This window comes from Flagellimonas pelagia (assembly GCF_003584135.1).
Taxonomy (GTDB): Bacteria; Bacteroidota; Bacteroidia; order Flavobacteriales; family Flavobacteriaceae; genus Flagellimonas; species Flagellimonas pelagia.
This window is the reverse complement of sequence record NZ_QXFI01000019.1, coordinates 1-20,497: the sequence shown is the minus strand read 5'-3', so window position 1 is coordinate 20,497 and position 20,497 is coordinate 1. Positions and strand designations below refer to the sequence as shown.

Here is a 20,497-nt window from a genome sequence, read left to right as displayed (position 1 = left end):
AAGAAAAAAATAATGCAAACACATCAAAACATAAGTGAGCTATTAAGCCCCTACATTCTGGGGGTACTCCTAAGCACGGGTATAGGTCTTATCCTTGGACTGGAAAGGGAATATGACAAGCTAAAGGATGAGCAGGGGTTTGCCGGTATTCGAACATTTCCGATAACGGCCATAATCGGTTTTATGTTGGGCAGTTTGAACGAGACTTATACCTCTTGGCTTGTCATTGTTAGTTTGGCGACCATTATTTTGTTCTTTGCCATCAGCCATTTGTCCATTGTGCAGAAACATTCCATGACCGGTAATACCACAAATCTCGCTTTGATTGCCACATTTATTCTTGGTGTTATGGTTTCGGGCCATTTGTACAAAGAGTCTATTGCCACGGCCGTAATTGTGGTTACGTTGTTATCGCTAAAGACCACCTTCCGCTCGTTCATAAAGAATATCACATCCGAAGAACTGTTTGCCTTTATCAAATTCTCAATCATTGCACTTTTGATATTACCGTTTCTGCCCGATAAGGATTATGGGCCAGAGGGCCTTCTGAACCCTTTTGAGATAGGGGCTATTATAGTCATTGTTTCCTTTTTGAACTTTATCGGCTACTTTTTGGTCAAATATGTTGGATCAAAAAAGGGAATCTTGTTGACGGCTATTCTGGGCGGTTTAATATCGAGTACGGCGGTAGCTTGGATCTATGCCTCCAGAAGTAAGGAGTCTCCCGAGCTTTCAAAAAAATACGCAGCGGGTATCATTATAGCATCGGCGATTATGTTCCCTAGACTTGCGGCTCTTGCCTATATTTTCAATATTGCTATCCTGAACTATCTTACAATTCCCTTTGCCCTGCTTACGGTGGTCTGTCTCGTAGCTTCCCTGCTTTTGATACGGAAGGATGACGATCAGCCGAACACCGACATCAATTTGGGAAATCCACTTAACATCTGGAATGCGATCGGTTTTGGCGGCATCTATGTGGCCATCCTGTTCTCGGTTTTTTATGGAAACAAATTTTTTGGCGAAAGTGGTCTTTATTATTCGGCATTGATAGCAGGTTTGGCCGATACCGATGCCATAACCATCAGTATGGCAAAATTTGCCTTGCAGAATGAAAAGCTGATTTTGGCATCGAATGTCATCATTGCAGCGACCCTGAGCAATATGACCGTGAAATTGGGCATTGCCTTTTTCAAAGGCTCTCAAAAAACAGGGCGACTAGTGGGCTATGCCTTTGGGGCGGTCGTCCTTCTTGGCATCCTTTATATTGTACTTAATTCTTGGATAAATTGAGATTTTAATAGCAGAAACCAAAATGAACACAACAGTATATAGCACACACAAGTTTGAAGAACATTATCTAATTCAAGCAAATAATAATAAACATCAATTAATACTACTTGATGTTCGATTGACAGAAGAAACGGCTGTTCTAGCTAAAGGTTCTAAAACAGTTAGCTTATTTACAGGTGATGATGCCTCAAAGAATGTACTAAAAAAACTAAAAGCCATTGGCGTAGAAAATATCGCATTGCGTTCGGCTGGTTTTAATCATGTTGATTTGGCAGCAGTTACCGAATTGGACATAAAAGTAGCTAGGGTTCCTGCCTATTCCCCATATGCCATTGCCGAACACACCATAGCGTTGATACTTGCATTGAACAGAAAACTGGTTAGGGCCCACAATAGGGTCAGGGATATGAATTTCTCGCTGAACGGACTCACAGGGTTCGACCTGAACGGCAAAACGGTCGGGGTATTGGGCACGGGAAAAATTGGTGCGGTCCTGGTCAAAATACTATATGGTTTTGGCTGTAAGATACTGGCATACGACCTAGAGGAGGATAAGGAATTGAAAGAAATGTATGGTGTACGATTCACTGACTGCCAAACACTCTGCAGCGAATCGGACATCATAAGCCTCCACGTTCCCTTAACCCCCGAAACGAGGCATATCATCAGTGCCGAACAAATCGAACGCATGAAAAAAGGGGTAATGCTTATCAATACGAGCAGGGGCGCGCTGGTCGATACCAAAGCGGTCATAGAGGGACTGAAATCAAGGAAAATCGGCTATTTCGGTATTGATGTGTATGAAGAGGAAGAAGGGCTGTTCTTTGAAGACCACTCCGACGAGATTTTACAAGATGATGTAATTGCCCGATTAATGACCTTTCCCAATGTCTTGATTACCAGTCACCAGGCTTTTTTGACCAATACGGCTTTGACCAACATTGCTGAAACCACCATTTATAACATTGATTGTTTCGAAAATGGAACCGTTTCAGGAAATGAAATAAAAACGAAGTGAAACAACCCATAAAATCATAGTTAAGATGAAAAACATATTGGTACCCACAGACTTTTCAGAGAACTGCAATAAGGCGGCGGAGTTTGGAATCAAGATGGCCAAGCTCTTCGAGGCAGAAATCCATTTTTTCCATTTGCTGAAAACACCGGTGGATTGGGTAAAATTGGATAAGCAAAAAGAAAAGCGATATCCGGAGACCCTCAAAAAAATTGGGGCAGCAAAAGCCTCATTACGTGCATTGGAAAAAAAGGCCGAACAAGAAAACCTGAAATGTCAGACCTTTTTGCAATTTCAGGTGGACCAGGAAAACATACTGAAACATTCTGGCCATTATGACCATGATTTCATTATTGCGGGCAGTAGTGGCACCAAGGGCATTGTACGGGAACTTTTGGGAAGCAACGTCGAACGTTTGGTAAGAAGATCTGATGTTCCGGTCATTGTGGTAAAAGAAGATGATGTAAGGTTTCCTTTCAAGGATATCGTCTTCGTTTCAGATTTTGTGGAGGATGTGGGCAATGCCTTTAAAGAGGTACTATCCATCGCAGTAAAATGCAATGCAAAAATTCACCTTTTGCGCATCAATACAGAATCGGACCGTAACAGTATTGCCCTCGGCCTAGACCCTATTCGAAAGTTTTTGGAGGGTTTTCCCAAACTCAAGAATTTCTCTATGAACGTCTATAACGAAATGACGGTGGAGACGGGCATCAACACTTATTTGAAGCAAAACAAAGCTGACCTGATCGCCATGCGCACACATGGCAATACAGGTTTTTTGAGTTTGTTCTCAAAAAGTATAGCTGAAGGGGTTGCAAACCATTCATCACTGCCGGTAATGACTATCAAAATTTGAAAAGTATAACACTATGTCCGATAGCTTAGGTCAAATACGAGAAATAGCCTTCTACAAATTATTGTTGGACAGAACGGTATTGCCCCTGGTTACCATTTTGGGAATAGGCATCCTGTATGTCGTTTTGATGTCGATGATAGACCACCCCTCTTTTCCATTCCACATAATTATCGTTGCGGCAGCACTTGGAAAGACCATTGTGATAACGGCAACTACCCTGAAACGCTTGTCAAAATTGATCAAGATCTGTCATTCATTGGAGAGATTGCTTTGGGTTTTTGGATTGATTATCATCATTAGCATTTTCTCCTATGCGACCGACTATGCTTGTCTTTTCCAATTTAACCATACCACATTTGAAGGCGTTCCTGATTATTCGAACTCGTATCTCTACAATTTGTATCACTTTTTTTATTTCAGTGTGATCACATTTTCAACGGTGGGCTACGGCGATATTGTTCCTACTTCAGACGTAGCCAGATTTGTTGTCATGCTCGAAATATTCCTAAGCTTTTTCTTGGTCGTCTTTGCTTTGGCCAATATTAAAAAAATACACATTAATGGATAAGATAACAATTATAAAAGCAAGCGGCGAGAAGGCACCTTTTCAAATGGAAAAAGTAAGGCGGTCATTGGAACGGGCCGGTGCGAATGAAATAACAATTAATGAGATTGTCAAAAATATTGAGGACATCGTTTTCGACGGAATGACCACCAAGAAGATATATCAAATGGCCTTTAAGATGTTGAAAAGGAAATCTCGGGTAAGCGCATCAAAATACAAACTCAAAAAAGCGCTGATGGAACTGGGGCCTTCAGGCTACCCCTTTGAAAAGTTTGTCGGCAAATTGCTGGAACACGAAGGATTTCAGACACAAGTCAGTAGCATCATACAGGGAAGCTGTGTGACCCATGAAGTAGATGTCATTGCCCAAAAGGATAAGAAACATTATATGATTGAATGCAAATACCATAGCGACCAAGGCAGGTTTTGCAATGTCAAGATTCCACTATATATACATTCAAGATTTTTGGATGTCGAAAAACAATGGGAAAAACAGCAAGGCCACAAAACAAAGTTTCATCAGGGTGGAGTGTACACCAACACCCGTTTTACAACTGATGCTATACAATATGGCACCTGTGTTGGGCTGATGCTTACAAGTTGGGATTATCCGGAAGGAAACGGTCTGAAAGAACGCATAGACAAATCCGGCCTACATCCCTTAACCTCTTTAACAACCTTGACGAAGGCCGAGAAATCCAAATTATTGGATAAAGGCATTGTGCTCTGCAAAGAGCTTCACGAAACACCTACTTTGCTAAATGAAATCGGAATAGATAAAACAAGGCACAAAAAGATTTTGGAGGATTCCGAAGCACTGTGCAAAAACCATTAAAAAAATAAAATCTTAAAAATAACTATCATGAAAACAGAAGAATTAAAGAAACAAAAGAGTATTGATTTAGAACCATTTTACGAAGCATTGGAAGATGACCCAAAACTGCTTGAAGAAGCCTTGGAAATACTATTGGAAATGGTAAACTTTGAACCTTTATCCATTAAAAAGTTAGCCCTTTTTATCAAAGAGGATTCGCGAAATCTTTATAATGAAATAGTAGAGTTGTACAAATCGACTCAAGACAAAAGTAACACACCTTCTTGCTGTGGTGGCCACTAAAAAAATATTATAAAAATGAAAAATAATAAAATAAACATCCATTTTTTGGGAGCGGTTGGTACAGTAACCGGTTCCAAATATTTAGTGGATACTGGAAACAAAAAAATACTGATTGACTGTGGATTGTTTCAAGGCTTAAAAGAGTTACGTCTCAAAAACTGGGAATATCTCCCTGTGAACGTTTCAGAGATTGATGTGGTTTTGCTCACACACGGCCATATGGACCACACAGGCTATCTACCAAGATTGGTCAAACAAGGATTTAATGGTTTTATTTACGGTACAAATCCAACCTTGGATATTGCCAAAATCATTCTGAACGATAGTGCTAAAATACAGGAACAGGAAGCCGAACGTGCCAATAAAGAAGGTTATTCCAAGCACAGCCCAGCAGAGCCACTATACGACTTAAAGGATGTTGAAAAAACCGTTCCACATTTTAAGGGCGTTCCGCAATCACAATGGATTCCATTGTTTGATGGCGTAAAAGCCCGTTTCCAATACAATGGACATATTTTGGGAGCAACTTATATCGATTTGGATGTACATGGAAAACGCTATGTCTTTTCAGGAGATATAGGTAGAACCCATGATTTACTGTTATACCCACCATTAAACCCGAAAAAGGCCGATGTACTGTTTATTGAATCCACTTATGGCGGAAGATTTCATCCAGAGGAAGAAGAAGCCATTCCACAGATTGAAAAACTGGTCAATGACACCCTTGATAGAGGTGGCAGTCTATTTGTCCCAAGCTTTTCGGTAGAACGTGCCCAACTTATGATGCTTATTTTTTGGAGATTGCTCAAGGAAAATAAAATACCAAAAGTGCAAATGATAATGGACAGCCCTATGGGGACTAATGTACTAGAACTATTCCACCGCACAAGGGATTGGCACAGATTAGAAGACAATGAATGTGATGAAATGTGCTCGCACTTTACCGTTGTAAGCAGTTATCGTGAAACTATGGAATTGCGGACTGATAATAAACCAAAAATTGTCATTGCCGGAAGCGGAATGCTTACTGGAGGAAGAATGCTTAACTATCTTGAAACCCAAGCTCAAAACTCCAATAATACCCTTCTATTTGTAGGTTATCAGGCCGAAGGTACACGTGGCAGGAAGTTACTGGAAGGTGACAAGGAACTCAAAGTTTATGGAAAATGGGTTCCTTTTAACATGGAAGTTGTTGAAATTGAAGGGCTTTCAGCGCATGCAGACCATAAAGAACTTTTGGGTTGGATGAGTAAGATACAGAACACGCCTGAACGGATTTTTATTGTACACGGTGAAAATGAAGGTGCAAAGGCATTGAAAAACGACATTGAGAGAACTTATAGCTGGAAAGCAGAAATACCGCAATTATACAGCATTGAAGAAATAGTATAGGCCATGGAACAACATTCAAATATTTTAAAATATAAACATCTTGGTATCTATACCCAAAACGAAAATGTGGTATATATGCGTGATGATTGCCTCGTGTGTATTTCGGAAGGGTTTGAGGCACTCACAAGGATAAGGGTTGCTAAAGTAACCCGTTCAATAGTGGCAAGCCTCAACGTCATAAATTCAGATATTCTGTTGCCCAATGAGATAGGTCTATCAGACGCTGCTGCAAAAAAACTGAATGTTTCCCCAAATGATATGCTGTATGTTTCCCATTTGGAACCTATTGAATCGTTGAGTCACGTAAGGGCAAAAATTTATAATCAAAAGCTCAATTACGATGCCTATAATCAGATCATAAAAGACATCGTGGAGGGAGATTATTCAAATATCCATCTTTCAGCATTTATCACAGCCTGTGCAGGAGACCGAATGGATATTGATGAAATATCCGACCTAACAAAAGCGATGATTGCTTCAGGAAAGCAACTAAACTGGAACAAAGAAATAGTTGTGGATAAACATTGTATTGGTGGATTGCCTGGAAACCGAACCACCCCCTTGGTAGTGGCTATAGTTGCCGCTTACGGGCTTACAATGCCCAAAACATCGTCCCGAGCCATTACATCACCAGCAGGTACGGCGGACACAATGGAAGTTCTCACCAACGTTGCGCTTTCTGCTGACGAGATAGAGAACGTAGTAAATCAAGAAGGTGGTTGTTTTGTTTGGGGCGGTACTGCCCAACTAAGTCCCGCAGATGATGTGCTCATTAAAATTGAAAAAGCATTGGATATTGACAGTGAAGGGCAGCTAATAGCTTCCGTACTATCAAAAAAAGCTGCAGCTGGTTCTACTCACGTTGTTATCGATATCCCTGTAGGTGAAACTGCCAAAGTTCGTAGTATGGAAATGGCTGAAAAGCTGAAAAATCATTTGGAAAATGTCGGTAAGGCTGTCGGCCTGAAGGTAAAAGCAATCATAACAGATGGCTCTCAACCTGTAGGCTATGGCATCGGCCCAACATTGGAAGCTATCGACATATTGAATGTGCTAAAAAATGAAGAAGATGCACCCAAAGACTTAAAGGAACGTGTTGTGCTGTTGGCTGGAGAACTGTTAGAACTTTCAGGAAAGGTCGAAAAAGAAAAAGGAATGGAAACCGCCAAAGAGGTACTTATATCTGGTAAGGCCTACGAAAAATTTCTTGCCATTTGTAAAGCCCAGGGGCGTTTTACACAACCTGTTTTGGCACCTTTTAAAACAGAAATCAGAGCGGAGACTTCGGGGATTTTGAAGCGTATTGACAATAGAAAGATAGCGAAGCTCGCAAAACTTTCAGGTGCACCCCAATCTAAATCTGCGGGAATTTCATTGAATGTCCATTTAAATGATAAAGTTGAAAAAGACGGCTTACTATACACGCTTTTTGCAGAATCACAAGGTGAGCTAAACTATGCTTTAGAATACAAAAATCGCCATAACGATATCATAACCATTAAATAAAAAACAAAATGAAAACTATATTATTCAGTCTTCCCGGAAATCAGGAACTCACCGAGTTGTTGGCTAAAAAAATGAAAGCGGAAATCGGGGAATGCAACATAAGAAAATTTCCGGACGGTGAATCCTATACACGCATACTTTCCGATGTAAAAGATAAATGTGTAGTTTTGGTCTGTACCTTACACGAACCAGATGAAAAACTATTACCGCTCTATTTTTTAAGCCAAACAGCAAAATCACTTGGTGCGATGTGTACCTGTTTGGTAGCACCCTATCTTGCCTATATGCGGCAAGACAAGATTTTTAATGAAGGTGAAGGTGTAACTTCTGGTTTTTTTGGGAAATTGATTTCGGGTTTCGCAGATAGCATCACCACCATTGATCCCCATTTGCATCGGATACATTCGTTGGGCGAAGTATATAGAATTCCGAACAGAGTCATCCATGCCGCTGACGAAATCTCAAAATACATCAAGGAAAATATCCATAATCCGGTACTGATCGGGCCCGATTCGGAAAGCGAGCAGTGGGTTGCAGATGTGGCAAAAAAAGCGGGAGCACCTTTCACGGTCTTACAAAAGACTCGCCATGGTGACCGTGATGTTGAAGTCTCCGTGCCTGAAGTTGACAAATTTAAGGACGCGACCCCTGTTTTGGTGGACGATATCATCTCTACGGCCCGTACCATGATAGATACTACGGAGCATTTGAAGAGTACGGGAATGAAACCTGCAATATGCATTGGCATTCATGCCGTATTTTCAGGGAATGCCTATCAAGATCTCTGGGATGCCCATGTCAAGGATATCATTACCTGCAATACAATTCCACATCAGTCAAATAAAATTGATTTAAGCGATACCATAGCCAAGGAAGTAAACGAACTGATGCACCATCAATGAAAATAGGATTGCACTTTACAGTATTCATTTTTATGGTCGTTTCTGCATATGCACAGAATAAAATGTTGATCGGACAATTGTCCGATAGATGGGTGGAACGGGAAAGTTTTAATAAAAATGGAGACTTTCTGAACAAGCAGACCTTTAAGGCGGGAAAGCTAAAAGAAGTCGATGGATATTATGAGGTTGAAGTGGTTGCCGAACTGTTTGACAAGGACAAAAAATCTACTGACAAATACACCATGACGTATCGCTGCAAGCCCGATGAAGCCAGTATAATGGTAATGGCCTTTCCGTTTTCGAACCCAAAATCCAAGGAAACCGAAATCAGTACGACCTCTGAAAATTTCAAGGAACTCTATGATCTGTCGAACTTGGATAGTGTCGAACTCGAAATGAGTTTCGACTCCGGATTGTTGAATTTCTTTGGTTCTAACAGCAAAATAAAAATTTATGACCGGGTGTTGGAATCCAATGGTAATGGGAAAACAATCAAATCCAAAATCAATATTAAAGCCTACGCCATTGGTATACGAATTAAACAATTGGACTATGTTGCAAGTGAAAAACTTACAAATGAGAACTTGTTATCATTCCAGAAATTTACCGAGAAAGACGGCAGCTATTTTACGATGACATACAAACCATAAATTATGAGAAACTATGACACCCTATCAGAAGCAATTAATGATTTACAGATCAGGGGATATACCTATGATTTCAACTTGAAACCAGAATGCTTGCAATGTGCCTCACTGAAAATGGAAATTCAGCCCGAAGATTTTGATGTGGATGAAACCCATCGTTTTGAAGGTATGAGCAGTACAGACGATAACAGTGTTCTTTATGCCATTTCATCAAAAGATGGTATAAAGGGGCTTTTGGTAGATGCCTATGGGGTCTATGCTGAAAATATCTCGGAAGCAATGCGAAGAAAATTACGATAAAACTGTAACCTATGATAGACTTAAATACAATTTCAACCCTTCCTCCCGCAGGTAGCTCAAAAAAACAATCCAAAAAAAGATTGTTAGGGATACGGGAAGAACTTTTTGAGCTTCAGAACAAATTTTATGCCGATGGGCGCTTTGGCTTGTTGATTATTTTGCAGGGAATGGATACTTCTGGAAAAGACGGTACGATTCGTAATGCGCTTAAGGGCATGAATCCACAGGGTGTTCATGTAAAATCATTCAAAAAGCCGACCGAAGAGGAGCTCAGGCACGACTTTCTGTGGAGGGTCTATCCGCACTTTCCCCAAAAGGGCATGATACAAGTTTTTAACCGCTCGTATTATGAAGATATCCTGGTACCCAAGGTTACCAATTCCCTCGAAGAAGAAATACTTGAACACCGTTGCAAGCTATTAAAATATATGGAACAGCATCTTAGGCAAAATAACATTCATGTACTCAAATTTTTTCTTCATATCTCCAAAGAAGAACAGAAAGAACGTATCAAAGAAAGACAGACCAAACCTTATAAACGCTGGAAATATAGTGCCGAAGACGAAAAAGCGGCCAGCCAATGGGAAGTTTACAGAGAGGCTTATAATATGTTAATGAACAACTGCAACGACCCTCAATGGCACATTATTGCAGCCGACAAACGTTGGTACCGCAACTATTGCGTTGCCAAAATAGTATTGGAACACCTTAAAAAACATAATTTAACATATCCAAATACCTAAAAATAGAACACTATGGACAATCACAAAGAGCACAAGGACAAAAAAATGGACCATTCTAAGATGGATCACTCAAAAATGGATCACAGTAACCATGACCATGCTAAGATGGACTCCTCCAAAAAGCAACACCAAAGAGAAGACCATTCTAAAATGGATCACGGAAGTGGAGACCATTCGGGCCATAACCCCGCTCACGGACAAATGGGGCACGACCACCATAAAATGATGGTCAAGGATTTTAGAAAACGGTTTTGGATATCTTTAATCGTTACCATCCCAATATTGTTCTTATCGCCAATGATACAGGAGTTTTTTGGGTATGACCTATTGCTCCCCGGAAATCCGTATATCCTATTTGCACTATCAACATTTGTCTATTTCTGGGGCGGCTGGCCATTTTTAAAGGGATTTTATAATGAAATAAAATCCAAGGGTCCGGGCATGATGGCCCTAATCTCAATGGCTATAAGTGTGGCCTATTTCTATAGTGCCGCTACAGTTTTCGGACTCCCTGGGGAGGACTTTTTCTGGGAACTGAGCACCTTGATTGTCATCATGCTGTTGGGACATTGGTTGGAAATGAAATCGGTGCTGGGCGCATCCAAGGCACTCCAACTTTTGGTCAGTATGCTGCCCGCTGAGGCCCATAAAGTTGTGGGTGATAAAATTCAAGATGTAAAACTAGAGGATTTATTAAAAGATGACATCATATTGGTTAAACCCGGCGAGAAAGTACCCGCGGATGGCATCATCACCGAAGGATCTAGCTACCTGAACGAGTCGATGCTGACAGGCGAGTCAAAACCGGTAAAAAAAGAAGTACAGGATAAGGTCATCGGAGGTTCCATAAATGGCAATAGTACCTTAAGGGTAAAGGTAGAGCATACTGGAAAGGACAGTTACCTGAACAAGGTGATCAAGATGGTCGATGAGGCACAGCGCACGAAATCGAAGATGCAGAACCTTTCAGATCGGGCGGCCAAATGGCTGACCTATATTGCATTGGCCATTGGCTTTGGGACACTCGCGGTTTGGCTGATTTTAGGTTTCCCATTTGTTTTTGCATTGGAAAGAATGGTAACGGTCATGGTCATTGCCTGTCCACACGCGCTCGGTCTTGCCATTCCGTTGGTTGTCGCTATATCTACAGCGGTATCTGCCCAAAATGGTTTATTGATCCGAAACAGAACGGCCTTTGAAGAATCCCGAAAAATATCGGCTTTATTGTTTGATAAAACGGGAACATTGACCAAAGGTGATTTTGGGGTGACCCGAATTGAATCAGTGAACGAATTGTACACCAGAGATGAAATTCTGAGGTTATCCAGTGCTCTAGAACTAAGCTCCGAACACCCCATCGCCGTGGGGATCATCAAAAAGGTCAAAGAAAAGGACATCGAGATTCCAAAGACCAAAAACTTCAACGCCATAACGGGCAAGGGTGTAGAGGCAATCGTAGAGGGTAAGAAGGTCAAGGTAGTAAGTCCGGGATATCTTCGGGATGAAAAAATCCAAATTACCGAAGATGCCTTTAGTGATGCCGCAGAGACCGTAGTTTTTGTTCTGATAGATGGAAAATTAGCAGGATATATTGCGCTGGCCGATGAAATACGGCCAGAATCTGCCGATGCCATCAAAGTATTCAAAAAGAATAACATCAAAGTCTTAATGGCTACGGGCGATAATGAAAAAACAGCAAAGGCTGTGAGTGACAAACTTGGTTTGGATGGGTATTATGCCGAGGTGCTACCCCATCAAAAAGTGGAAATCGTAAAAGAACTGGAAAGCAAAGGAGAGTTTGTGGCCATGACGGGAGATGGGGTCAATGACGCACCTGCATTGGCAAAAGCTGATGTAGGAATTGCTGTTGGTTCCGGTACCGATGTTGCCGCGGAAACCGCCGATATCATTTTGGTAAACAGTAACCCAAAAGATATCGCCAATCTGATATTGTTCGGTAAAGCCACCTATAACAAAATGATCCAGAATTTGGTGTGGGCAACAGGCTACAACGTTGTGGCCATACCGTTGGCGGCTGGGGTTTTATATTCTTCTGGATTTGTGTTGGGGCCAGCAGTAGGTGCCGTATTTATGAGCTTGAGTACCATCATTGTTGCCATAAACGCTCAATTGTTAAAAAGAAAAATCGGAAGCAACTGATGAACAGGAAAGAAAAACTCGGTAGAATATTTCTAGTTTTATTGAGTTTGTTCGTAGTGATGTTGGGCTACGGCATTTTATTGCCTACCCTCCCATATTATACCGAAAAACTGGCTTTAAAAGACAATCTGGATACGGACCTTATCAACTTCCATATCGGAATGTTGACCAGTATTTATCCGTTGTTCCAACTCTTGTTCGTTATCGTCTGGGGCAAGCTTTCCGATAAACACGGCCGTAAACCTATAATACTATTGGGGCTTGTAGGTTTTGTCGTGATGAACTTGCTAACCGGTCTTTCCACTTCTCTGTCGATGCTATATATAGCCCGTATCATAGGGGGCATCTTTACGTCAGCGGTCACTCCGGTCAGTAATGCCTATTTAAGTGATATTACCTCTGAAAAGCGAAGGACCAAAATAATGGCCTGGTCTGGGGTCGCTATCAGTTCCGGGGTGATATTTGGCCCTGTTCTGGGGGGATTTCTGTCGCAAACGAACCTACATTATACATACTCTTTTGGGGTGTTCCACTTAGACGGTTTTTCGGTTCCCTTTATTTTGGCTGCTCTTTTGGGCTTTGTGGTATTGCTGATAATCATAAAATGGCTGAAGAATACCGAAATAAAAAAACGTATTGTTTCTGAGGCGGTCAAATTCAGTTTTTCCCTGAGTAACTATTTTATCATTTTGTTGCTCCTATCCTTTGCGATACAGTTTGTGGTTACCCTGTTTGAGACCGTGTTTTCAATTTATGGGAAGGATGAGTTGGCATTTACAACCAATCAGGTGGGTATCGGTTTTATGCTCTGTGGTTCGGTAATGGCCATTTTGCAGCCTGTGTTCGCGACCTATGGCGAAAAAATGCTGACCTCAAAACAGCAAATAACATTAGGGTTATTAATATCCGGTGTTTCGTTAATTGTCTTCCCCTTTGTGAGCGGTGAACTATACATTTACGGTACCATAATAATTTTCGCAGCTGGGGGAGCCATGGTGACACCAAACCTGCTTTCGGCAATTTCTTTGATTTCCCGGGATAATACGGGAAGGAATATATCCATTCAAAGTTCCACGAACAGTATCGGACAGATTTTGGGCCCGGTACTGGGGACTTGGCTGATAGCTGGTGGGTTTTATTACCCTTTTATTATTGCCGGTGCAACCATTTTTGGTGCTATGGGACTGGTTTACTTTTTGAAGCGACCAAATAAAGGGATTGACGGGCCCTTAAGCATAAAAAACTTTAGGGATGGATCATAGAAAATGTAGTAAAACAGCACTTCAAAATGCTGCTGACAATTCGAAATATGTTGAATTGGTTCGTTCGGGAGAAGACTATTTTTTAAGGCTGGAAAAGTTAATCGATAAGGCAGAAAAAGAAATCCATATACAGACCTATATTTTTGAAAACGATGATACGGGAAACCGTATAGCCTCCTGTTTGAAGAAAGCCGCTCAACGAAAGGTAAAGGTATATGTCTTATTGGACGCCTATGGTAGCGCTGCATTACCCAATAGTTTTGCCCAGGATTTGGTGCAGCATGGTATTTTACTTCGTTTTTTTTCACCTTTATTCTCTCTGAACAATTTTTATATCGGCAGGCGGATGCACCATAAAATTGTGGTCGCCGATGAAAAAATGGCATTGATAGGCGGAATCAATATTGCCGATAAGTACCACGGAACCACAGGTTCGGAACCTTGGTTGGACTATGCCGTTCAGTTAAACTGCCCAGCAGCCAAGAATCTACAAATATTGTGTAGCGATTATTTTTTCAAAAAAGGGAGTTCAAAAAAAATACCACCAGTTTTACATTCGGCCGGTAGTGCACTCGTGGGTATTTTACAAAACGACTGGCTACAGCAAAAAACGGAAGTCTGTGATACCTACACGAACGCCTTCATTCATGCCGAAAAGGAAATTGTAATCGTGGGCTCGTATTTTTTACCTGGAAACAGATTGGCAAAGGCTTTGAAAAAGGCGTGTAAAAGAGGAATAAAAACAACGGTGATCTTAGCGGGTATTAGCGATGTGCCTTTGGTGCGTAGGGCAACCGAACATTTGTACTCCTCTTTTCTAGACGACCATATGAGAATCTATGAGTGGAACAAATCCGTAGTACACGGTAAAGCTGCGGTGGTTGATAACAAATGGTCTACCGTAGGTTCATTTAACTTGAACAGTCTTAGTTGCTATGGCAGCATTGAAATGAACGTAGAGGTTCACTCAGTAGAATTTGCCGAAAACCTTCGGGCTGACTTTGAAATAGTTATAAGCGAGTGTAGCGAAATTACAAAGGGGAGTCTAAGACAAAGAGCCGGTATATTCAATAAGTTGGGTAATTGGATTTTTTACCAAATGGTACGAACGATTATGCTTTTTCTGACCTTTCTTCCGCATTTAAGGTTTTTGAAAAATTATAGGTTATAATATGTTGGCAAGTGGTTAAATGGTTGGGCTCGTTTATCTGTCTTTACGACCCGAGCAGCAAACCATACGGCACAAGAACCTAAAATAAGGAAATATACAATCAGTGGCGGAATGCAAACTGTAACTGCGCTAGGCACCATACATATAAAACGATTAGTAATATTGAAATACATTAATAATGACAGATTTAACACCAAACGCGATCGAACGCATACTCAGGAACAATTACCTCGGCCACTTGGCCTATCTATGGCAAGGGAAGCCCCATGTGATTCCCTTTACCTATTATTTTGACCCTACGGACAATACGATCATTAGCTATACCTCGGAAGGCCATAAAATCGATGCGATGCGAGCCAACAAATCGGTTGCCGTTCAAGTCGAACAAGTGCAATCCATATCCAATTGGGAATCGGTCATGTTACAAGGTACATTCGAAGAAATTCGAGGCAGTAGTGCCAAACAAAAATTACATCTATTCACCGAAGGCGTGAAGGACATTATCCGTAGAAAAGAAAACAGAGAGGTAGGGTTCATCAATGAATTTTCCAGTAAATCATCTGCTAATGGCATTCCAGTCGTCTTTCAAATCAAAATACTAGAAATGTCGGGTAAAAGAAGAAAAAAATAAAAGATAGATTTCAAAAAGAGACCATCTTTTTGAATCATAGGATTCCGAAATGAGAAACGAAAAGATTTTAACGTGGTTAAAAAAAATTAAACAAGGCCAAAATTCGTTTAAAATTGGAATACGATTTTTAAGGTCTAAGTAATCTCTAATCTAATAATTGAAGAAAATTAAGCTCACGGCGTATTGTGGCAAAACCATTCTGGGACATTTTAATGACCCTAAAGCAATAGATCGGAACATTATATTGGATCCCGACACCAAATCTGACCTATTATCTCCTGAAAGGATTCATAACCACAAACAGAACCCAAATTCACGCAAAATTTAGAGAAATCACTCTTAACTGTTAATCACATTTGCCCTTGCTGCTTAAAATTAAGGTTATTATACTATTAAACGATCCTGGTTTGGGAGGTAAGCATAAAAAGATTGGGGCATCTACGAATCAGCTTTTAAAATTGATCAATTGCAAATGATATAATTCAATTATGAATTCAGGCCTCAGGATTCTGCATAAAGCACACAACCAACATGTTATAAAGTTCTGGATGTTTTTTTTTGAGTAAATCTGGACGTTCAAAAAAATACTCTGAAGCAACTGCAAAAAATTCAACAGCGTTTGTTCCACCATATTTTCGAATATCAGAATGGTCACTGTTTATCGCTTCCATTTCCTTATGGATCAAATTTATCCAAGGTATGGTATATTGATGCTCTAATAATCTTTCCGGAATACCATCTGCAAAATCATCAAGCTTATCTAAAAGGTGTACAAATTCGTGTATGCCGGTATTGCTTTTATCACTTTGGTTCACAAAACCATGGTATAATGCCTTTTTTGATAATATCATCTGTTTTTCAAAACGTCCGTTACCAACAATTCCACCAATATTCCGTGTTTTTGCCTTACCATTGAATTGCATGTCCGCATTGAAGTAATCGGGATATAACAAGATTCCACTTAAATTGGTATAATGCCACTCTTCAAATCCAAAAACAGGTATAATTGCACTTGCCGCAATCAAAACCTTATCAAGATCTTGTAATTCCAATCGCACACCTTCAATGTAGACTTCACTTAGAAATTCCATCATTCTGCGTTGAAATAGCATTTGCTTGTTTCCAGGAAGATTTCGGTAGTAAACCACATAAGCCATTGCCAGCTCATGCCAGTGACCAGGAAAAGGCCGAGGTTTACGCCGTTGCGACTTTCTATAGTTATAAACAAAAAATAGAAGAATAACTATTAATACAAAAACATAAATCATATTTGTGTTACTTCAGTAAAGTGAATCTCTTATTGAAGATTCCCAATTTAAAGATCTTCAAAAACTCCTTTTTGTGCGACAGGTCTAGAATCTCCAACGGGGTATATCCAAACCAGTACAATGCCGCGATGATACTTCCCGCACTGGATCCGGAAACATCTTCCGGAAATATCCCGTGGTCGTTAAGGGCCTGAAGGACCCCTATATGGGCAGCTCCCCTTGCACCTCCTCCTGACAAAGCAATTCCAATCAATGGCATCTTTTAAATTGTTTTTACTCCTTCAACAATTTAAGTATAATTGGAAGTACCACCAATAACAATGGCAATGCGAAGACCAACCCTCCGATGACGGCAATCGCCAAGGGCTGGTGCAACTGGGCCCCTGCTCCGATACCCAGGGCCAAGGGGATCAAGGCCATGATTGCGGCAGTGGCTGTCATTAATTTGGGCCGCAATCGTTGCGCTATGGAATATTCGATCTTTTGTGGGTGTGATAACGAAACATCACATTCTTGGTACTGTTGATAGGTAAAAATGGCATTCTCCCCGATAATCCCAACTATCATAATGATACCTGTGTAACTTCCTACATTCAAAGGTGTTCCTGTCAATAATAGACTCAACAGACAACCTGCAACCCCTAAAATGGCAATGAATATGATGGCAAGAGCAATCTTGATCTTTCTGAACAGAAACAATATGACGGTAAAGACCAACAGTACCGCGGCAATCAAAATGAGCATCAATTCCTTAAAAGCCTGTTGTTGTTGCTGGTATTCCCCTCCATATTCAATATGATACCCCGGGGGAAGGCTGATCTTCGTGGACAGATTGTTTCGGATATCGGTCAAGGTAGACCCAAGGTCCCTGTTGTTCAAGCGAGCCGTAACGACCCCTATGGATTTTTGGTTTTCCCGATTGATCTCTGCCACTCCCTTCCCTATTTCAATTTTCGCCACTTTTTGTAAGGGTACAATATCCCCACTGGGCAATTGCAGGGTCATTTGTTGGATATCGGAAACCGAATTGGTGTTGGTGCCGGGAAATACCAACCGGATATTCACTACCTGCTCCCTTTCAATTATACTACTGATGACCACCCCTTGGATCTGGGTTTCCAGTTGCTCGATATTGGCGAACTGGTTGTTCTCGATCTTGGTCAACAAGGTCAAGCGCTTGGTCATTTGGGAGAGTCGCTGTATATCCCTTTGGATGGAAGTGAGTTGTTCGAACTGCTGGTCGTCCAATGGTTCCTCCATATTGATCACGTTCTCGATCTTTGCCTGTATAATGGCCAAGGGGGTCTGCATCTCATGGGATACATCCTCCGTATATTGTTTCAGGTTCCGATAATCCGAACGGACCTTATTGGTCAAGATCTTGATCTCTGAATTCAATTCGGAGAACTCCAGGATTCCACTGTCCATCAGGGCGATGGGAGCATCGGAGCTGAGCGAAAACCGTTTCATTTGCTCCAGGTTGTGGAAAAAAGGGGTCCACAGTTTTTGGTTCCTCGAACGATTCACATAAAACAGGAACAGGAATACCAAAAGGATGATCACCAAATAGGAAATGACCACGGCGATCAGGATATTCTCCGATTCCACCACAAGTGCGCGGACCGTGATCCTATAATTTTCACCATTGATGGCGGAGAAGGTGGACAGTTCCCTGAACTCTTCCATTTCATCTTGTGAGGGATCATAGATGATGGTATCCTTTAGCACCTCATTGCCCAACCGGGATACCTTTTGGATCTCGACCACCGGGGACAATTGAAAAGGCTCCGGATTTTCGATCAGGGAACTTTCGATCCGTGCCTCTGTCGAACGGAGCTCTTCCTCCACTTCAGACTGGAGCAGGTTCCTCAGATAGAAATAAAGGGCCACCGTACTGACCAACATCAACAGGGCACTGATCCCCAAAAAAGTTTTGGAGGTCTTTCTGATCAATCGTATTTTTTTCAAGGTATCCCCCATAGATCACTCTTCCACGAACTTATACCCACTTCCGTAGGCCGTTTTGATATACTTGGCCCCTGCTTCGGTCAATTTTTTGCGCAGGTTGTTGATATGGACATAAATAAAATCAAAATTATCCGCAAGATCGCTATGATCCCCCCATAAATGTTCGGCGATGATCTCTTTGGAAAGCACCCGTCCCTTATTGGTGACAAAAAAAAGCAAGAGATCGAATTCCTTACGGGTCAAGGAAAGGGCTTGCTCATTGACATAAGCGGTCCTAGAGCGCGTATCAATGGAAATCTCGTGGAACTCCAAACGGTCATTGCCCCCAAACTTGCCCCTTCTCAAAACCGCCTTTATCCTCGAATTGAGTTCGGCCAAATGAAAGGGTTTGGTCAAATAGTCATCGGCACCCAGATCCAATCCTTCCAGTTTATCGTCCAAGGAATTGTTGGCGGAGATGATGATGGTCGGGGTCTCCGAACGGTTGCGCTTCAACAGTTTTAGGATATCCAATCCACTACCGGTGATCAGGTTGATGTCCAGGACCAACAGATCATATTCATAGAGGTCAATCTTATAGAGGGCCTCGTGGTAGTCTGAAGCCATTTCACAGACATTGCCATCCCTTTCCAAATAGGTGGCAATGGATTTCTGGAGTTCGGTCTCGTCTTCTGCAATAAGGATCTTCATACTGTGCTACTTCAGCTAAAATGGCACTGAATTCTTATTTTTTCAAGTGATACATTAAAATTTCATAGGGTGTCTTTCCCTTAAATGCACCATGTGGTCTATCAAAGTTATAAAAGTCTTCCCATTGCTTTATTTTTTTGTTCAAATCCACGTCGTCGGAGTAGTCCAATAGTTGATAGAACTCCTTTTTGTCCGTGAGGTGCGACCGTTCCACCTTTCCATTGAGCTGGGGTCTTCCGGGCTTTATATAACGGTGCTCCATGCCAAGGTCCTTCACATGCCAATTGAACTTGGATTGGAATTCATGCCCATTGTCGGTTTGGACGGTATGGATTCGGAACGGGAACATACCGACCACATAATCCATAAAGTCAATGGAACTTGATTGGTTGTGCCTTTCATATACTTTCAACGCTCTGATACGTGTGCAATCATCAATCGCCGTGTACTGATACCTTTTTATCTTTTTTCCTTCTTTGGTGTGGAAAACCAAGAACTTGACGTCTACTTGAACATGGTGGCCCGGGGTTTTCTTGGCATAGCGTTTAGGTCCCATCGCTTTTCTGGTAACGGCTCGTTCGAGCGGCTTGATACCATTCCTTTTCAGGGTTCTGTAGACACTTGATTCAGAGACATTGATACTGTGATATCTTTCCAAATACCATTTGATGCGCCATGTGCCAAGTTTGTATTCCTTTCTAAGGTCCAATATCAGATCAACCGTTTTCTGATTGATTCTATTGGGGTAGGTATCAGCTTCCCTCTTTTTCCTTAAAAGACCCTTTGCTCCATGTTTGTCAAACTTTCTTTTCCAATTAAAATAGCTGCTCCTGCTAACATTGAACATTTCACAGGTCTCCTTGACCTTTCCATAATCTTTTGCAAATTCAAGTACTCTTAGTTTGAACTTCCATCTTAAGTATTGCTCAATTTCTCTTGTCTTTTCCATGTCAAAAGTGTCTCTTGATTTATTATCAAAATAGTACACTTTTAGTTGACGTAGTCACA

At 41.3% G+C, this 20,497-nt stretch carries 21 protein-coding genes; 16 read left to right on the top strand and 5 right to left on the bottom strand.

Going from position 1 to position 20,497, the window contains the following annotated elements:
• From D2V05_RS07920 to D2V05_RS07845, 16 genes are all read left to right on the top strand, one after another.
• Nucleotides 1–1,293, top strand: a 1,293-nt coding sequence (locus D2V05_RS07920) for an MgtC/SapB family protein (protein WP_235855412.1), incomplete at its 5' end; no start/stop codon positions are given.
• A gap of 22 nt (nt 1,294–1,315) precedes the next feature.
• Nucleotides 1,316–2,311: a 2-hydroxyacid dehydrogenase gene (locus tag D2V05_RS07915; RefSeq protein WP_119647140.1), complete on the top strand. Its 996-nt coding sequence runs from the start codon at nt 1,316–1,318 to the stop codon at nt 2,309–2,311.
• Between the two features lie 25 nt (nt 2,312–2,336).
• Entirely contained in the window at nt 2,337–3,167 is an 831-nt protein-coding gene (locus tag D2V05_RS07910) for a universal stress protein (protein ID WP_036378961.1), read from the top strand.
• 13 nt (nt 3,168–3,180) lie between these two features.
• Entirely contained in the window at nt 3,181–3,735 is a 555-nt protein-coding gene (locus tag D2V05_RS07905) for a potassium channel family protein (RefSeq protein ID WP_051947117.1), read from the top strand.
• Nucleotides 3,728–4,567, top strand: coding sequence for an ATP cone domain-containing protein (locus tag D2V05_RS07900; RefSeq protein WP_036378964.1), 840 nt, complete (start codon nt 3,728–3,730; stop codon nt 4,565–4,567). The genes D2V05_RS07905 and D2V05_RS07900 overlap by 8 nt, the downstream gene beginning before the upstream one ends.
• A 27-nt stretch (nt 4,568–4,594) precedes the next feature.
• Nucleotides 4,595–4,849, top strand: coding sequence for a hypothetical protein (locus D2V05_RS07895; protein ID WP_036378966.1), 255 nt, complete (start codon nt 4,595–4,597; stop codon nt 4,847–4,849).
• A gap of 15 nt (nt 4,850–4,864) precedes the next feature.
• Nucleotides 4,865–6,241, top strand: coding sequence for an MBL fold metallo-hydrolase RNA specificity domain-containing protein (locus D2V05_RS07890; protein ID WP_036378967.1), 1,377 nt, complete (start codon nt 4,865–4,867; stop codon nt 6,239–6,241).
• 3 nt (nt 6,242–6,244) lie between these two features.
• The gene (locus D2V05_RS07885; protein ID WP_036378969.1) at nt 6,245–7,747 is read left to right on the top strand and encodes a thymidine phosphorylase family protein; all 1,503 of its coding nucleotides are present in this window, start codon (nt 6,245–6,247) and stop codon (nt 7,745–7,747) included.
• Between the two features lie 8 nt (nt 7,748–7,755).
• Nucleotides 7,756–8,649: a ribose-phosphate pyrophosphokinase gene (locus D2V05_RS07880; RefSeq protein WP_036378972.1), complete on the top strand. Its 894-nt coding sequence runs from the start codon at nt 7,756–7,758 to the stop codon at nt 8,647–8,649.
• Nucleotides 8,646–9,299: a hypothetical protein gene (locus D2V05_RS07875; protein WP_051947118.1), complete on the top strand. Its 654-nt coding sequence runs from the start codon at nt 8,646–8,648 to the stop codon at nt 9,297–9,299. The genes D2V05_RS07880 and D2V05_RS07875 overlap by 4 nt, the downstream gene beginning before the upstream one ends.
• 3 nt (nt 9,300–9,302) lie before the next feature.
• Nucleotides 9,303–9,596: a hypothetical protein gene (locus D2V05_RS07870; RefSeq protein WP_036378974.1), complete on the top strand. Its 294-nt coding sequence runs from the start codon at nt 9,303–9,305 to the stop codon at nt 9,594–9,596.
• 11 nt (nt 9,597–9,607) lie between these two features.
• Nucleotides 9,608–10,339 carry a PPK2 family polyphosphate kinase gene (locus D2V05_RS07865; RefSeq protein WP_036378977.1) on the top strand — a complete coding sequence of 244 codons (732 nt, stop codon included), beginning with the start codon at nt 9,608–9,610 and terminating at the stop codon, nt 10,337–10,339.
• A 12-nt stretch (nt 10,340–10,351) separates the two neighbouring features.
• The gene (locus D2V05_RS07860) at nt 10,352–12,499 is read left to right on the top strand and encodes a copper-translocating P-type ATPase (RefSeq protein WP_036378979.1); all 2,148 of its coding nucleotides are present in this window, start codon (nt 10,352–10,354) and stop codon (nt 12,497–12,499) included.
• Nucleotides 12,499–13,761, top strand: coding sequence for an MFS transporter (locus D2V05_RS07855; protein WP_119647139.1), 1,263 nt, complete (start codon nt 12,499–12,501; stop codon nt 13,759–13,761). Before D2V05_RS07860 ends, D2V05_RS07855 begins: the two co-directional genes overlap by 1 nt.
• Nucleotides 13,751–14,932, top strand: a complete 1,182-nt coding sequence (locus D2V05_RS07850; RefSeq protein ID WP_119647138.1) for a phospholipase D-like domain-containing protein — start codon at nt 13,751–13,753, stop codon at nt 14,930–14,932. The genes D2V05_RS07855 and D2V05_RS07850 overlap by 11 nt, the downstream gene beginning before the upstream one ends.
• A 178-nt stretch (nt 14,933–15,110) precedes the next feature.
• Nucleotides 15,111–15,563 carry a pyridoxamine 5'-phosphate oxidase family protein gene (locus D2V05_RS07845; RefSeq protein WP_036378982.1) on the top strand — a complete coding sequence of 151 codons (453 nt, stop codon included), beginning with the start codon at nt 15,111–15,113 and terminating at the stop codon, nt 15,561–15,563.
• Nucleotides 15,564–16,057: 494 nt separating this feature from the next.
• Here the strand turns inward: D2V05_RS07845 and D2V05_RS07840 are convergent, their stop codons facing one another.
• The 5 genes from D2V05_RS07840 to D2V05_RS07820 are packed head-to-tail and all read right to left on the bottom strand — an operon-like array spanning nt 16,058 to nt 20,438.
• Nucleotides 16,058–16,831 (bottom strand): M90 family metallopeptidase, encoded by a 774-nt coding sequence (locus D2V05_RS07840; protein WP_036378992.1) that lies wholly within the window; start codon nt 16,829–16,831, stop codon nt 16,058–16,060.
• A gap of 7 nt (nt 16,832–16,838) precedes the next feature.
• Nucleotides 16,839–17,090 (bottom strand): patatin-like phospholipase family protein, encoded by a 252-nt coding sequence (locus D2V05_RS07835; RefSeq protein WP_081894152.1) that lies wholly within the window; start codon nt 17,088–17,090, stop codon nt 16,839–16,841.
• Between the two features lie 14 nt (nt 17,091–17,104).
• A complete protein-coding gene (locus D2V05_RS07830) occupies nt 17,105–18,811 on the bottom strand; it encodes an efflux RND transporter permease subunit (protein ID WP_051947122.1) in 1,707 nt (568 codons plus the stop codon).
• Nucleotides 18,812–18,814: 3 nt separating this feature from the next.
• A complete protein-coding gene (locus D2V05_RS07825) occupies nt 18,815–19,489 on the bottom strand; it encodes a response regulator transcription factor (protein WP_036378998.1) in 675 nt (224 codons plus the stop codon).
• Between the two features lie 34 nt (nt 19,490–19,523).
• The gene (locus D2V05_RS07820) at nt 19,524–20,438 is read right to left on the bottom strand and encodes an IS481 family transposase (RefSeq protein WP_119646114.1); all 915 of its coding nucleotides are present in this window, start codon (nt 20,436–20,438) and stop codon (nt 19,524–19,526) included.
• Nucleotides 20,439–20,497 lie beyond the last annotated feature (59 nt).

Coding starts and splice junctions, on each gene's coding strand:
- D2V05_RS07900 (WP_036378964.1), top strand. CDS start 3,728: ATGGATAAGATAACAATTATAAAAGCAAGCGGCGAGAAGGCACCTTTT.
- D2V05_RS07910 (WP_036378961.1), top strand. CDS start 2,337: ATGAAAAACATATTGGTACCCACAGACTTTTCAGAGAACTGCAATAAG.
- D2V05_RS07890 (WP_036378967.1), top strand. CDS start 4,865: ATGAAAAATAATAAAATAAACATCCATTTTTTGGGAGCGGTTGGTACA.
- D2V05_RS07870 (WP_036378974.1), top strand. CDS start 9,303: ATGAGAAACTATGACACCCTATCAGAAGCAATTAATGATTTACAGATC.
- D2V05_RS07835 (WP_081894152.1), bottom strand. CDS start 17,090: ATGCCATTGATTGGAATTGCTTTGTCAGGAGGAGGTGCAAGGGGAGCT.
- D2V05_RS07885 (WP_036378969.1), top strand. CDS start 6,245: ATGGAACAACATTCAAATATTTTAAAATATAAACATCTTGGTATCTAT.
- D2V05_RS07840 (WP_036378992.1), bottom strand. CDS start 16,831: ATGATTTATGTTTTTGTATTAATAGTTATTCTTCTATTTTTTGTTTAT.
- D2V05_RS07825 (WP_036378998.1), bottom strand. CDS start 19,489: ATGAAGATCCTTATTGCAGAAGACGAGACCGAACTCCAGAAATCCATT.
- D2V05_RS07830 (WP_051947122.1), bottom strand. CDS start 18,811: ATGGGGGATACCTTGAAAAAAATACGATTGATCAGAAAGACCTCCAAA.
- D2V05_RS07855 (WP_119647139.1), top strand. CDS start 12,499: ATGAACAGGAAAGAAAAACTCGGTAGAATATTTCTAGTTTTATTGAGT.
- D2V05_RS07820 (WP_119646114.1), bottom strand. CDS start 20,438: ATGGAAAAGACAAGAGAAATTGAGCAATACTTAAGATGGAAGTTCAAA.
- D2V05_RS07865 (WP_036378977.1), top strand. CDS start 9,608: ATGATAGACTTAAATACAATTTCAACCCTTCCTCCCGCAGGTAGCTCA.
- D2V05_RS07850 (WP_119647138.1), top strand. CDS start 13,751: ATGGATCATAGAAAATGTAGTAAAACAGCACTTCAAAATGCTGCTGAC.
- D2V05_RS07845 (WP_036378982.1), top strand. CDS start 15,111: ATGACAGATTTAACACCAAACGCGATCGAACGCATACTCAGGAACAAT.
- D2V05_RS07880 (WP_036378972.1), top strand. CDS start 7,756: ATGAAAACTATATTATTCAGTCTTCCCGGAAATCAGGAACTCACCGAG.
- D2V05_RS07895 (WP_036378966.1), top strand. CDS start 4,595: ATGAAAACAGAAGAATTAAAGAAACAAAAGAGTATTGATTTAGAACCA.
- D2V05_RS07905 (WP_051947117.1), top strand. CDS start 3,181: ATGTCCGATAGCTTAGGTCAAATACGAGAAATAGCCTTCTACAAATTA.
- D2V05_RS07915 (WP_119647140.1), top strand. CDS start 1,316: ATGAACACAACAGTATATAGCACACACAAGTTTGAAGAACATTATCTA.
- D2V05_RS07860 (WP_036378979.1), top strand. CDS start 10,352: ATGGACAATCACAAAGAGCACAAGGACAAAAAAATGGACCATTCTAAG.
- D2V05_RS07875 (WP_051947118.1), top strand. CDS start 8,646: ATGAAAATAGGATTGCACTTTACAGTATTCATTTTTATGGTCGTTTCT.